The organism is Pseudomonas sp. MHK4 (genome assembly GCF_054600775.1).
On record NZ_BAAIAK010000008.1, the window covers coordinates 265,037 to 277,546 of the forward strand.

Consider the following 12,510-nt stretch of genomic DNA (forward strand, 5'->3'; position numbering starts at 1 on the left):
CTTTTTTTATGAGGACTGAATGATGCTCAACCGCTCACCCACCACCATTTCCGTGATCCAGTCCACCAGGATCGAGGTGTAGGCCTGCTGTGATACAGGATCGCTCAGTGCGTGATCGGCACCGTCGATGATGCGGTGGGTCAGCGAATGGGTCTGCTGACACGCCGCGCGATAACTCATGATGGTCGCGTGGGGTACGTAGTCATCGGTCTGCGACTCCACCAGCAAAACATCCCCGGTAAATTCAGAACAGGCATGCAGCGCCCGGTTGCTATCGGCGCGCACCAGCGTGCTGCGGTAATCGCGCAGGTCGAGCTTGTCCAGATCGCGCTTGGGCGTGTGCCATTGATCGTCGCGGTACAGCGCCGGAACCCGCAACGCCAGCCAGCGTACTGGCCGCAGCGAGGTAAGGATCGCGGCCAGGTAACCGCCGTAGCTGGTGCCGACCACGGCAATCGCTGACGTATCCAGCGCCGGGTGCGCGAGCAGCCGGTCGTAGGCTGCCAGCAGGTCGCGCAGGTTGTCTTCGCGGGTTACCCGGGTCAGCGGAATACCTGTACCGCCGGTGTGTCCGCGCAGGTCGAAGGTCAGGCACACACAACCCAATCCGGCGATGCCCTTCGCCCGTTCCAGGTCGCGCTCCTGGCTACCGCCCCAGCCGTGCACAAACAACACGCCGGGGACTTTCGATTTGGGGCTGAGAAAAGTCCCGCTCATCTGTTCGTCGTCGATGTCGATTTGAATGCTTTCGCTTCTAGCCGTCATAGGATTTGACCGTTACGTACTTGAGGAGGAAGTCACTGTTTTCCGCCGGCCCGCGGTACACCTCGATGGCGTCCGCCGGCAGCGGTTGATCGATGTAGGTTTCCACCGAAGACACGCGAATCGCGCGCATCCCCGGATCGTTGACGAAGCTCTGCAAGGCCGCCACTTCCGCGCTGCTGGCGCCGCCCATGCGCCAGGATTGCTCGAGCACGCCGCTGCGTTGCTGGCCATCACTGGCGATGCCCTGGGCGATGTCGTAATTGCGCCGTGAGGCGTAGAAAGCGGGATAGGCTTCGTCTGCGGCATCGTCGAACACCTGGGCCTGCCGGATCGCCAGTTGCACACCGTCGGGCAAATCCAGGGTCAGCAGATCGTCGTAGCCACCCTGCACCACCAACAGGTTGGAACCACCATAGACCTCTTCGCCGTGGGCGTCTTTGGTCAAGTATTGATCACCACAGTAGCTGAGCACCTTTTCGCCGATGAAACTCTGCCCAACGCTGTGGGTAATCACCTGGTCCAGGTCCTGCTCCAGCACCACGCCTTCACTGAATAGCGCTTTCGCTTCGGGACGGGCGAGGATTTCGTCGAACTGGTCGAGGCTCTTGATGACTTCCTGACCACGCCCGGCGCAGGCATGAATCGGCTTGATGCGGATCGTTCCGTTGTAGAGCAGATGCTCCGCCGCCGGCCGCGCATCGTCGAACGAGAAAACACTGAGACCATCAAGCACCACGGTGCGCACCCGCTCGGAAAACAACGGCGCCCAGCCTGGCGGTGCATGGGCATGTCTATTCAACAAACCATGGCTGATGGCTTTGGTGCAGATGAAATCATGCTCGACGTAACCGCCCCACAAATCCTCCGGTCCCTTGACGCCCAACTGCAGGGCGGCAGCGGCACCCACCAGGGTCTGGGTCGGCAACAGATAGATGTCTCGGTCGCTGTGCACTTGGGGGTCGAAACTGCCGCCGAATTTGAGCCCGAGGATTTGCGCAAGCCAACGAGCCAGCGCGCGATTGGTTTCGACTTCGTGAACCGGTGCATCGGCGCGCACCGAATGGGCGACGAGCAGTTTCTTGCGGTTTGTTGGGGTCATGCGTCCCCCTTCAGTTGTCGCGATATGAATGTAGCGGATGGGGTGCAGGGTTCAGGCCAACCGCTTCTTTAGAAAAATGCTATGTAAATCAGCCTGTCGCAGAAACGATAGTGGCAACTCGCCTGCTTTATTCTGCACGACCCACTTCGACACTCTGGCATTTTGCACGGTCCATGCTGCTTCTAACGGGCTGCAACACTCGGCGTAACCCCGAACCGTGCCCGATAATCACTCGGCGCCAGCCCGGTAATCTTCTTGAACGTCGAACGAAACGCCCCCGGATCCTGATACCCCACGGTCCAGGCTATGTGATCGATGGTGCCGTTGGTAAATTCGAGCATTTCACGGGCCTTGCCGACTCGCAGATGCTGGCAGTACTCCGTTGGCTTGAGCCCGGTCGCCGAGCGGAAACGGCGCAGGAACGTACGCTCTTCCAGCCCTGCCCGCTCAGCCATCGTCGCCAGCGAGACATCCGTGGCCCCGGTGCTTTGCAGCCAGTGTTGAACCTTGAGGATCGAGGCATCGCCATGGTTGAGAATCGGCGCGAAATTGCTGCCGCACTCACTGGCGCTGTCGCTGTGCTCCACCACCAGAAAACGCGCAGTGCCAGTGGCAATGCATGGCCCCAAAAGACGATCCACCAAGCGCAGACCCAATTCAGACCAGGCCATTAGCCCGGCTGTGGTAATCAGGTCGCCGTCATCGACGATGGGTGTGTCGGCCTTGAGTTTGATTGCCGGGTAACGCTCGCTGAAGGACTTTGCCGAAGTCCAGTGAGTGGTGGCGCTGCGACCGTCGAGCAGTCCGCTTTCAGCCAACAACAGCGACCCCACGCAGACGCCACCGAGGGTCGCGCCTCTGCCGTGTTGTTGGCGCAACCAGTGAAGCAGCGTCTGCGGCGCCTGGCCCTCGGTAAACCCGGCAATCGACGGGGGAATCAATACCGCCACCAATGCGCCGTCGGTCGCGGGATGGCTGTCATAGACACGAACTGGCGCCTGCTCGCCATCGACCTGCCAATGGCTGACCCGCAGCAAGGGCAAGCGAGCCTCTTGATGCTCGGCGGCGATCCGGTTGGCCACACCGAACAGGTCGGTCAAACCATGCACCGCCGCCATCTGCGCGCCGGGATAGATCAACACGCCCAGCTCGGCGATCGCCCTTTGTGCATCCATTGTCAGTTTTCCCCCTTCTATTGTCGGTGCGGCCAATCCCCGGACGGTCGGCCAGGGTCAATACTCCATTCCACACCCAAACCGCACTCCGAGGAAACAGTCATGGCCAAGCAAGCACTCATCGTAGTCGATATCCAAAAAGACTACTTCCCACAAGGCAAGTGGCCGCTGGCCGGCGCCGATGCCGCCGCGGACAACGCCGTCCGCCTGCTCAAGGCCTTCCGTGATGCCGGCGATTCGGTGGTGCACATCCGCCACGAATTCACTTCCGAAGACGCACCGTTCTTCACCCCGGGCTCCGACGGCGCGAAGCTGCACCCTAAAGTCCTCAACCAGGCCAATGAGCCGGTAGTGCTCAAGCACTTCGTCAACTCGTTCCGTGAAACCGAACTGCAGTCCATTCTCGACGAGCAAGGCATCAAGGAGCTGGTGGTGGTCGGCAGCATGAGCCACATGTGTGTCGACGGCATCACCCGCGCCGCCAACGACCTCGGTTACAGCGTCACGGTAATCCATGATGCCTGTGCGTCCCGGGACCTGGAGTTCAACGGCGTGACCGTTCCGGCAGCGCATGTACATGCGGCGTTCATGTCGGCCCTGGGCTTTGCCTACGCCAATGTGGTGTCGACGGACGAATTCCTCGCGAACTGAAATTCCATTTAAAGAAACTTCACCGCAAAAAAAACCCGCACTTCAGATCGAAGCGCGGGTTTTGTTTTTCAGCTGGCCGCTTGTAGCTTAGGGCTTACAGCTGTTTTAGAACGGAATATCGTCATCAAAGCTGTCGAAGTCCGGGGCCGGCTGCGGAGCGGCCTGCTGAGGAGCCGGGCGCGACTGCTGCGGGGCCGACTGCTGTGGACGCGGAGCCTGTTGGCGTGGGGCGGATTGCTGGTAGTTGTTACCACCGCCCTGGCCTTGCTGGTCACCCTGCTGTGGACGACCGCCCAGCAGTTGCATGGTGCCTTGCATGTCGACCACGATTTCGGTGGTGTAACGCTTGATACCGTCTTTTTCCCACTCGCGGGTCTGCAGCTTGCCTTCGATGTAGACCTGCGAACCTTTGCGCAGGTACTCGCCGGCGATCTCTGCGACCTTGCCGAACATCGACACACGGTGCCATTCGGTTTTTTCGACTTTCTGACCGGTTTGCTTGTCGGTCCACTGTTCGCTGGTTGCCAGACTCAGGTTGGTCACGGCGTTGCCATTCGGCAGGTAACGAACTTCAGGATCCTGGCCGCAAGTGCCGACCAATATGACTTTGTTAACCCCACGGGCCATTACGTTCTCCTAGGCTACGCACGCTGCCCCGGCCGGGTTGTTCACCAGGCTTTCAAGGGTGGTGCGATCCAATAGTTCGGTGTCCAATTTGATGTAAATGGCCGCCTCATCAGCGACTATCACTGCATCTGTTACCCCTACGACGGCCTTCAGGCGCTCAACCAGCCCCGCTTCGCGGATCGCCTCGGGCGACAATGGCAAGCGCAGGCTTGTCACGTAGGGAGGTTCACGCATGGTAACAGCAAAGGCCAGCCAGAGGGCAGCCAGACCGGCGCATCCAAGGAACACAACCGACAGACCGCCATGCTGGAACAGCCAGCCACCGAGTATGCCGCCCAGTGCCGAACCGAGGAACTGACTGGTGGAGTAGACCCCCATCGCCGTGCCTTTGCCGCCTGCCGGTGAAACCTTGCTGATCAGCGACGGCAACGAAGCTTCCAGCAGATTGAAGGCGGTGAAAAACACCACGGTTCCAATCACCAGGGCCCGCAAGCTGTCGCCGAACTGCCAGAAGAATAGCTCAGTGAGCATCAGCGTCACGACGGCGCCGAGTAAAACTCGTTTCATTTTGCGTCGCTTCTCGCCGTAGATGATGAACGGAATCATGGCGAAGAAGGAAATCAGCAGCGCGGTCAAGTACACCCACCAATGCTGCTCCTTGGGCAGCCCGGCTTTCTCGACCAGCGCCAGGGGCAAGGCAACGAAACTCGACATCAACATCGCGTGCAACACAAAGATACCAAGATCCAGGCGCAGCAGGTCCGGGTGCTTGAGCGTTGGTATCAGCGCCTGGCGGGCGACACCGGATTCACGGTGCTGCAACGGCCCCGTGGAACGCGGCACCATGAACATCACAATGACAATGCCGAACAGCGCCATGCCACCGGTAGCCAGGAACAATCCGGACAGGCCGAAAGCACGGGTCAGCAACGGCCCTACCACCATGGCGACCGCAAACGACAGGCCGATCGTCATGCCGATCATGGCCATCGCTTTTGTCCTATGCTGCTCGCGGGTCAGGTCTGACAGCAACGCCATCACCGCCGCGGAAATCGCCCCGGCGCCTTGCAGGATGCGCCCGGCGATCACGCCCCAGATCGAGTCGGCGTTGGCCGCCAGGACGCTGCCGAGGGCGAAAACGATCAGCCCCAGGTAAATCACCGGGCGGCGGCCGATACGGTCGGAAATGAAACCGAAGGGAATCTGGAAAATCGCCTGGGTCAGGCCGTAAGCGCCAATCGCCAGCCCGATGAGGGCCGGGGTCGCTCCTGCCAGGTCCATGCCGTAGGTCGCCAGAACCGGCAACACCATGAACATGCCAAGCATACGGAAGGCGAACACCAGGGCCAGACCGCTTGCCGCGCGGGTCTCGCTGCCACTCATGCGCTCGCTGTGGGGATCGTGCATGGAAAAACCTCATGTGAACCGGCGGCGATTCTACCAGTCCCATCGATTGACAGGGTATATCGCGACGCTTTGCCACGTGTAGATGACAGAGCTTTCATGTAAGGCGACAAAACCAGTATTCGATAGTGTGCATCCATCCAGTATTTGGCCGTATACTCCTACGTTTTCGACGCCCGCCGAGCGAGGCCACTTTGGACAAGATCCTGATTCGTGGGGCCCGAACCCACAACCTGAAGAACATCGACCTGACCCTGCCAAGGGACAAGCTGATCGTCATCACCGGCCTGTCCGGCTCCGGCAAGTCCTCCCTGGCGTTCGACACGCTGTACGCCGAAGGCCAGCGCCGTTATGTCGAGTCGCTGTCGGCCTATGCCCGGCAGTTCCTGTCGATGATGGAAAAACCTGACGTCGACACCATTGAAGGCCTGTCGCCGGCGATCTCCATCGAACAGAAGTCGACCTCGCACAACCCGCGCTCGACCGTCGGCACCATCACCGAAATCTACGACTACCTGCGCCTGCTGTATGCACGCGTCGGCATTCCACGCTGCCCGGATCACGACATTCCCCTGGAAGCACAGACCGTCAGCCAGATGGTCGACCTGGTCCTCGCCGAACCTGAAGGCAGCAAGCTCATGCTGCTGGCCCCGGTCATCCGCGAGCGCAAAGGTGAGCACCTCTCAGTCTTCGAAGAGCTGCGCGCCCAAGGTTTCGTCCGTGCCCGGATCAACGGCAAGCTGTATGAGCTTGATGAAGCGCCCAAGCTCGACAAGCAGAAAAAACATACCATCGATGTCGTGGTCGACCGTTTCAAGGTGCGTGCCGACCTGCAACAGCGCCTGGCCGAATCCTTCGAGACCGCGCTGAAGCTGGCAGACGGCATCGCCCTGGTGGCGCCGATGGACGACGAGCCGGGTGAAGAGATGATCTTCTCCGCACGCTTCGCCTGCCCGATCTGCGGGCATGCCATCAGCGAACTTGAACCCAAGCTGTTTTCCTTCAACAACCCGGCCGGCGCCTGCCCGACCTGCGACGGCCTGGGGGTGAAGCAGTTCTTCGACATCAAGCGCCTGGTCAATGGTGAACTCACCCTGGCCGAAGGTGCGATTCGCGGTTGGGACCGGCGCAACGTCTATTACTTCCAGATGCTCGGCTCGTTGGCCTCCCACTACAAGTTCAGCCTGGAAGTGCCGTTCAACGAACTGCCGGCCGATCAGCAGAAGAGCATCCTGCACGGCAGCGGTTCGCAAAATGTCGACTTCAAGTACCTGAATGACCGGGGCGATATCGTCAAGCGCTCGCACCCGTTCGAAGGCATCGTGCCGAACCTGGAACGTCGCTACCGCGAAACCGAGTCGGCCTCGGTGCGCGAAGAGCTGGCCAAGTTCCTCAGCACCCAGTCCTGCCCAGATTGCCGCGGCACCCGCCTGCGTCGCGAGGCACGGCATGTGTGGGTCGGCGAGAAAACCCTGCCGGCGGTGACCAACCTGCCCATCGGCGATGCCTGCGACTATTTCGGTGGGTTGAAGCTGACTGGCCGTCGTGGCGAGATTGCCGACAAGATCCTCAAGGAAATTCGCGAACGCCTGCAGTTCCTGGTCAACGTCGGCCTCGATTATCTGTCGCTGGATCGGAGCGCGGACACCCTGTCCGGTGGTGAAGCCCAGCGCATTCGCCTGGCCAGCCAAATTGGCGCCGGCCTGGTCGGCGTGCTGTACATCCTCGACGAACCCTCGATCGGCCTGCACCAGCGCGATAACGACCGGTTGCTCGGCACCCTGAAACACCTGCGAGACATCGGCAACACGGTGATCGTGGTCGAGCACGATGAAGATGCGATTCGCCTGGCCGACTATGTCGTGGATATCGGCCCGGGCGCGGGGGTTCACGGTGGGCACATCGTCGCTGAAGGTACGCCGGCCGAGGTAATGGCGCATCCCGACTCCCTGACCGGCAAGTACCTGTCGGGCCGGGTGAAGATCGCGGTGCCGGCCAAGCGTACGCCACGCAACAAGAAGCTTTCACTGACACTCAAGGGCGCCCGTGGCAACAACCTGCGCAATGTCGACCTGGAGATCCCGATCGGCCTGCTGACCTGCGTGACCGGCGTGTCCGGTTCAGGCAAGTCGACGCTGATCAACAATACGCTCTTTCCGCTGAGCGCCACGGCACTCAACGGTGCAACCACCCTCGAAGCTGCCGCTCACGACAGCATCAAGGGCCTGGAGCATCTGGACAAGGTCGTCGACATCGACCAGAGCCCCATCGGTCGTACGCCGCGTTCCAATCCGGCCACCTACACCGGCCTGTTCACTCCGATTCGCGAGCTGTTTGCCGGCGTGCCGGAATCCCGCTCTCGCGGTTATGGCCCTGGGCGCTTCTCCTTCAACGTCAAGGGCGGACGCTGCGAGGCCTGCCAGGGTGATGGGTTGATCAAGGTGGAAATGCACTTCCTGCCGGACATCTATGTGCCCTGCGATGTCTGCAAGAGCAAGCGCTACAACCGTGAAACCCTCGAGATCAAGTACAAGGGCAAGAGCATCCATGAAACCCTCGAGATGACCATCGAGGAAGCCCGGGAGTTCTTCGATGCGGTACCGGCCCTGGCGCGCAAGCTGCAAACACTGATGGACGTCGGCCTCTCGTACATCAAGCTGGGGCAATCGGCGACCACGCTGTCCGGCGGTGAAGCCCAGCGGGTGAAACTGTCCCGCGAGCTGTCCAAGCGTGATACCGGCAAGACCCTGTATATCCTCGACGAACCCACTACCGGCCTGCACTTCGCGGACATCCAGCAATTGCTGGACGTGTTGCATCGCCTGCGCGACCACGGCAACACCGTGGTGGTGATCGAGCATAACCTCGACGTGATCAAGACCGCTGACTGGCTGGTAGACCTGGGGCCGGAAGGTGGTTCCAAGGGCGGGCAGATCATTGCCGTCGGTACGCCTGAGGAAGTATCCGAGATGAAACAGTCTCACACCGGTTACTACCTCAAGCCTTTGCTGGAGCGCGACCGGGCTTAATCGGGCCCCATGAAAAAGCCCCTGTCACTTCATCAGTGACAGGGGCTTTTTGTATTCGCCGCAATCAGGCGTGGGATTGCAGGTAATTCTCGAGACCGATCAACTTGATCAGGCCCAACTGCTTCTCGAGCCAGTAGGTGTGATCTTCTTCGGTGTCGTGTAACTGGACCCGCAGCATTTCGCGGCTGACATAGTCCTTGTGCTGCTCGCAGAGCTTGATGCCCTTGCACAGCGCGGCACGGACCTTGTACTCCAGGCGCAGGTCAGCTTCGAGCATCTCTGTCACCGTGGTGCCCACATCGAGATCGTCCGGACGCATCCGCGGCGTGCCTTCGAGCATCAGGATTCGGCGCATGAGTGCATCAGCGTGCCCTGCTTCCTCTTCCATCTCGTGGTTGATTCGTTCGTAGAGCTTGGTGAAACCCCAGTCCTCATACATCCGCGAGTGGACGAAATATTGATCACGCGCGGCCAGTTCGCCGGTCAGCAACGTGTTGAGGTAATCGATAACGTCTGGGTGGCCTTGCATCGCCCTACATCTCCCTGCTTGAAAGTCTGTAGTTTGAACCAACCTGACCATAACGTCACTGGGAAGACGCAATAAAAGCGAAGATATTCTGAGAAAAGCAGCTTAAATAACGCAAAAACCGCCCAAACAAGGGCGGTTCTGCTTCTCATTTAGACTTCGTTAAGCTGTACGTTGAGCAGCGTTGCAATTGCTTCTCCATACGCGGGATCGGCCTTGAAGAAGTGCTGCAACTGGCGATCGACGACGTCGCTTGAAACACCCGACATGGCTCCAGCGATGTTATGAACCAGCAGCGCTTTCTGCTCGTCACTCATCAGGCGGAACAGCGCGCCGGCATGGCTGTAGTAGTCGGTGTCTTCACGATGATCGTAGCGATCGGCCGCACCGCTCAAGGCCAGCGCAGGCTCGGCGTAACGAGGCGCCTGTTTTGGCGACTCGATGTAGCTATTGGGCTCGTAGTTCGGTGCCGCCCCACCATTGCTGCCGAAAGCCATCGAGCCATCGCGCTGATAGGTGTTCACCGGGCTTCGTGGCGCGTTGACCGGCAACTGCTGGTGATTGGTGCCGACACGGTAGCGGTGCGCATCCGCGTAAGCGAACACACGACCTTGCAGCATGCGATCTGGCGACAGACCGACGCCTGGCACCATGTTGCTTGGGCCGAACGCGGCTTGCTCGACTTCGGCAAAGTAGTTCAGTGGATTGCGATTGAGTTCCAACTCGCCGACTTCGATCAACGGGAATTCCTTCTGCGACCAAGTCTTGGTCACGTCGAATGGGTTCTCGTAGTGCGCTGCAGCCTGGGCCTCGGTCATGATCTGGATACACACACGCCATTTCGGAAAGTCACCACGCAGAATGGCTTCGAACAAGTCGCGCTGGGCGTAATCCGGATCGGTACCTGCCAGGCGCGCGGCCTCTGCAGGCGCGAGATTCTTGATCCCCTGCTTGGTCTTGTAGTGCCATTTGACCCAATGACGCTCGCCATTGGCGTTGATCAGGCTGTAGGTGTGGCTACCGAAGCCGTGCATGTGACGGTAGCCGTCGGGAATGCCTCGATCGGAAAACAGGATGGTGACCTGGTGCAGCGCCTCAGGAGAGTGCGACCAGAAGTCCCACATCGCCTGTGCGCTTTTCAGGTTGCTTTGCGGCAGGCGCTTCTGGGTGTGGATAAAGTCCGGGAATTTCAGCGGATCACGAATGAAGAACACCGGCGTGTTGTTGCCAACAATGTCCCAGTTGCCTTCCTCGGTGTAGAACTTCAACGCAAAACCGCGCGGATCGCGCTCGGTATCCGCCGAACCGCGCTCACCACCGACAGTGGAGAACCGCAGAAAGGTTGGCGTTTGCTTGCCAACTGTCTCGAACAACTTGGCGCTGGTGTATTGGGTGATATCGCGAGTAACGGTAAAGGTACCGTAGGCGCCTGAGCCTTTGGCGTGCACACGGCGTTCCGGGATATTTTCGCGGTTGAAGTGGGCCAGCTTCTCGATCAGGTGAAAATCGTCGAGCAGCAGCGGGCCACGCGGGCCGGCGGAGCGAGAATTCTGGTTGTCAGCGACGGGTGCGCCACTTGCAGTGGTTAGCGTTTTGCTTTGGCTCATGGGATCTCATCCTTTGTCAGTCTCAAACGGCCGGCTAATCGGCTGAGAGGGAGTATTGACGAACTAGATGACAGCTTCCAATTCATTAACCCATGGCAATCGATAGAGAATACCTAATAGGACTTTTCGAACGCGCACAAAAAACCGGGCACTAGGCCCGGTTCCTTGTTTCAGACTGACGTCTTACTCGGCAGATACAGCTTCGCCAGCAGTAGCACGATCAACCAACTCGACGTACGCCATAGGCGCGTTGTCGCCAGCGCGGAAACCGCACTTGAGGATGCGCAGGTAGCCACCCTCACGGGTAGCGTAACGCTTGCCCAGGTCGTTGAAGAGCTTACCAACGATAGCTTTCGAACGAGTACGGTCGAAAGCCAGACGGCGGTTAGCAACGCTATCTGTCTTGGCCAAAGTGATCAGCGGCTCGGCAACGCGGCGCAGTTCTTTAGCTTTTGGCAGAGTAGTTTTGATCAGCTCGTGCTCGAACAGCGACACCGCCATGTTTTGGAACATGGCCTTGCGGTGCGAGCTGGTGCGGCTCAGGTGACGACCACTTTTACGATGACGCATGGTTCATTCCTTACCAAACACTACGTTCGGTGATTACGACGATCAGGCAGTCGCCTTGTCGTCCTTCTTAAGACTTGCAGGCGGCCAGTTGTCGAGGCGCATGCCGAGGGACAGACCGCGGGAGGCCAGAACGTCCTTGATTTCAGTCAAGGATTTCTTGCCCAGGTTCGGAGTCTTCAACAGCTCTACTTCGGTACGCTGAATCAGGTCGCCGATGTAGTAGATGTTTTCCGCCTTAAGGCAGTTAGCCGAACGTACAGTCAGTTCCAGATCGTCAACCGGGCGAAGCAGGATCGGATCGATCTCGTCTTCCTGCTCGACAACCACTGGCTCACTGTCACCTTTGAGGTCGACGAACGCAGCCAACTGCTGTTGCAGGATGGTTGCAGCACGGCGGATAGCCTCTTCAGGATCCAGGGTACCGTTGGTTTCCAGATCAATAACCAGCTTGTCCAGGTTAGTACGCTGTTCGACACGGGCGTTTTCCACCACGTATGCGATACGGCGAACCGGGCTGAACGAAGAGTCAAGCTGCAAGCGACCGATGCTGCGGCTTTCGTCTTCATCGCTCTGACGCGAGTCTGCCGGTTCATAACCACGACCACGAGCTACTACGAGCTTCATGTTCAGGGCGCCGTTAGACGCCAGGTTAGCGATTACGTGATCGGGATTAACGATCTCGACATCATGATCCAGCTGAATATCGGCAGCGGTAACCACCCCCGAACCCTTCTTCGACAAGGTCAGCGTAACTTCGTCACGGCCGTGCAGCTTGATAGCCAGACCTTTAAGGTTCAACAGGATTTCAATTACGTCTTCCTGTACACCTTCGATGGCGCTGTACTCGTGGAGCACACCGTCAATCTCGGCCTCGACTACTGCACAGCCGGGCATTGAGGACAACAGGATGCGGCGCAGCGCGTTGCCCAGGGTGTGGCCAAAGCCACGCTCGAGAGGCTCGAGCGTGATCTTGGCGCGGGTTGGACTGACAACTTGCACATCAATGTGGCGAGGTGTCAGGAACTCATTTACCGAAATCTGCATGGATGCACCTATT

The 12,510-nt window shown here is 59.3% G+C and carries 11 protein-coding genes; 2 read left to right on the plus strand and 9 right to left on the minus strand.

The genetic code is table 11. The features are described from left to right. Positions 1-6: 6 nt before the first annotated feature. The 3 genes from ACYP2Q_RS21115 to ACYP2Q_RS21125 form a co-directional block, all read right to left on the minus strand. A complete protein-coding gene (locus ACYP2Q_RS21115) occupies positions 7-765 on the minus strand; it encodes an alpha/beta hydrolase family protein (RefSeq protein WP_459732300.1) in 759 nt (252 codons plus the stop codon). Further along, on the minus strand, positions 755-1,864 hold the full coding sequence (locus ACYP2Q_RS21120; protein WP_459732301.1) for a DUF3182 family protein: 1,110 nt from the start codon (positions 1,862-1,864) through the stop codon (positions 755-757). The genes ACYP2Q_RS21115 and ACYP2Q_RS21120 overlap by 11 nt, the downstream gene beginning before the upstream one ends. 182 nt (positions 1,865-2,046) lie before the next feature. Further along, positions 2,047-3,039 (minus strand): GlxA family transcriptional regulator, encoded by a 993-nt coding sequence (locus ACYP2Q_RS21125; RefSeq protein WP_459732302.1) that lies wholly within the window; start codon positions 3,037-3,039, stop codon positions 2,047-2,049. Between the two features lie 102 nt (positions 3,040-3,141). On the opposite strand from ACYP2Q_RS21125, the gene ACYP2Q_RS21130 reads away from it, so the two are divergent. Beyond that, positions 3,142-3,690: a cysteine hydrolase family protein gene (locus tag ACYP2Q_RS21130; protein WP_459732303.1), complete on the plus strand. Its 549-nt coding sequence runs from the start codon at positions 3,142-3,144 to the stop codon at positions 3,688-3,690. Between the two features lie 105 nt (positions 3,691-3,795). Here ACYP2Q_RS21130 and ACYP2Q_RS21135 read toward each other — a convergent pair whose 3' ends face one another. Both ACYP2Q_RS21135 and ACYP2Q_RS21140 read right to left on the minus strand, forming a co-directional pair. After that, on the minus strand, positions 3,796-4,317 hold the full coding sequence (locus ACYP2Q_RS21135) for a single-stranded DNA-binding protein (protein ID WP_020799826.1): 522 nt from the start codon (positions 4,315-4,317) through the stop codon (positions 3,796-3,798). A gap of 9 nt (positions 4,318-4,326) precedes the next feature. Beyond that, positions 4,327-5,724 (minus strand): MFS transporter, encoded by a 1,398-nt coding sequence (locus ACYP2Q_RS21140; protein ID WP_323607759.1) that lies wholly within the window; start codon positions 5,722-5,724, stop codon positions 4,327-4,329. Between the two features lie 191 nt (positions 5,725-5,915). Between ACYP2Q_RS21140 and uvrA the strand changes: the two genes are divergently transcribed. After that, complete coding sequence (gene uvrA, locus ACYP2Q_RS21145) at positions 5,916-8,750, plus strand: excinuclease ABC subunit UvrA (protein ID WP_323607757.1); 2,835 nt, start codon at positions 5,916-5,918, stop codon at positions 8,748-8,750. Positions 8,751-8,814: 64 nt separating this feature from the next. Here the strand turns inward: uvrA and bfr are convergent, their stop codons facing one another. The 4 genes from bfr to ACYP2Q_RS21165 all read right to left on the minus strand — a co-directional run bounded on the left by bfr (position 8,815) and on the right by ACYP2Q_RS21165 (position 12,497). After that, complete coding sequence (gene bfr, locus ACYP2Q_RS21150; RefSeq protein WP_007970123.1) at positions 8,815-9,279, minus strand: bacterioferritin; 465 nt, start codon at positions 9,277-9,279, stop codon at positions 8,815-8,817. A 149-nt stretch (positions 9,280-9,428) separates the two neighbouring features. Next, positions 9,429-10,883, minus strand: a complete 1,455-nt coding sequence (locus ACYP2Q_RS21155) for a catalase (protein WP_459732304.1) — start codon at positions 10,881-10,883, stop codon at positions 9,429-9,431. Positions 10,884-11,066: 183 nt separating this feature from the next. Continuing rightward, positions 11,067-11,453: a 50S ribosomal protein L17 gene (gene rplQ / locus ACYP2Q_RS21160; RefSeq protein ID WP_007970429.1), complete on the minus strand. Its 387-nt coding sequence runs from the start codon at positions 11,451-11,453 to the stop codon at positions 11,067-11,069. Between the two features lie 42 nt (positions 11,454-11,495). After that, positions 11,496-12,497, minus strand: coding sequence for a DNA-directed RNA polymerase subunit alpha (locus ACYP2Q_RS21165; protein ID WP_007970428.1), 1,002 nt, complete (start codon positions 12,495-12,497; stop codon positions 11,496-11,498). Positions 12,498-12,510 lie beyond the last annotated feature (13 nt).

Bases quoted from the DNA above. Each gene is read 5' to 3' on its own strand.
- rplQ (WP_007970429.1), bottom strand. From the start codon at position 11,453: ATGCGTCATCGTAAAAGTGGTCGTCACCTGAGCCGCACCAGCTCGCAC.
- ACYP2Q_RS21125 (WP_459732302.1), bottom strand. From the start codon at position 3,039: ATGGATGCACAAAGGGCGATCGCCGAGCTGGGCGTGTTGATCTATCCC.
- ACYP2Q_RS21165 (WP_007970428.1), bottom strand. From the start codon at position 12,497: ATGCAGATTTCGGTAAATGAGTTCCTGACACCTCGCCACATTGATGTG.
- ACYP2Q_RS21120 (WP_459732301.1), bottom strand. From the start codon at position 1,864: ATGACCCCAACAAACCGCAAGAAACTGCTCGTCGCCCATTCGGTGCGC.
- bfr (WP_007970123.1), bottom strand. From the start codon at position 9,279: ATGCAAGGCCACCCAGACGTTATCGATTACCTCAACACGTTGCTGACC.
- ACYP2Q_RS21115 (WP_459732300.1), bottom strand. From the start codon at position 765: ATGACGGCTAGAAGCGAAAGCATTCAAATCGACATCGACGACGAACAG.
- ACYP2Q_RS21140 (WP_323607759.1), bottom strand. From the start codon at position 5,724: ATGCACGATCCCCACAGCGAGCGCATGAGTGGCAGCGAGACCCGCGCG.
- ACYP2Q_RS21135 (WP_020799826.1), bottom strand. From the start codon at position 4,317: ATGGCCCGTGGGGTTAACAAAGTCATATTGGTCGGCACTTGCGGCCAG.
- ACYP2Q_RS21155 (WP_459732304.1), bottom strand. From the start codon at position 10,883: ATGAGCCAAAGCAAAACGCTAACCACTGCAAGTGGCGCACCCGTCGCT.
- ACYP2Q_RS21130 (WP_459732303.1), top strand. From the start codon at position 3,142: ATGGCCAAGCAAGCACTCATCGTAGTCGATATCCAAAAAGACTACTTC.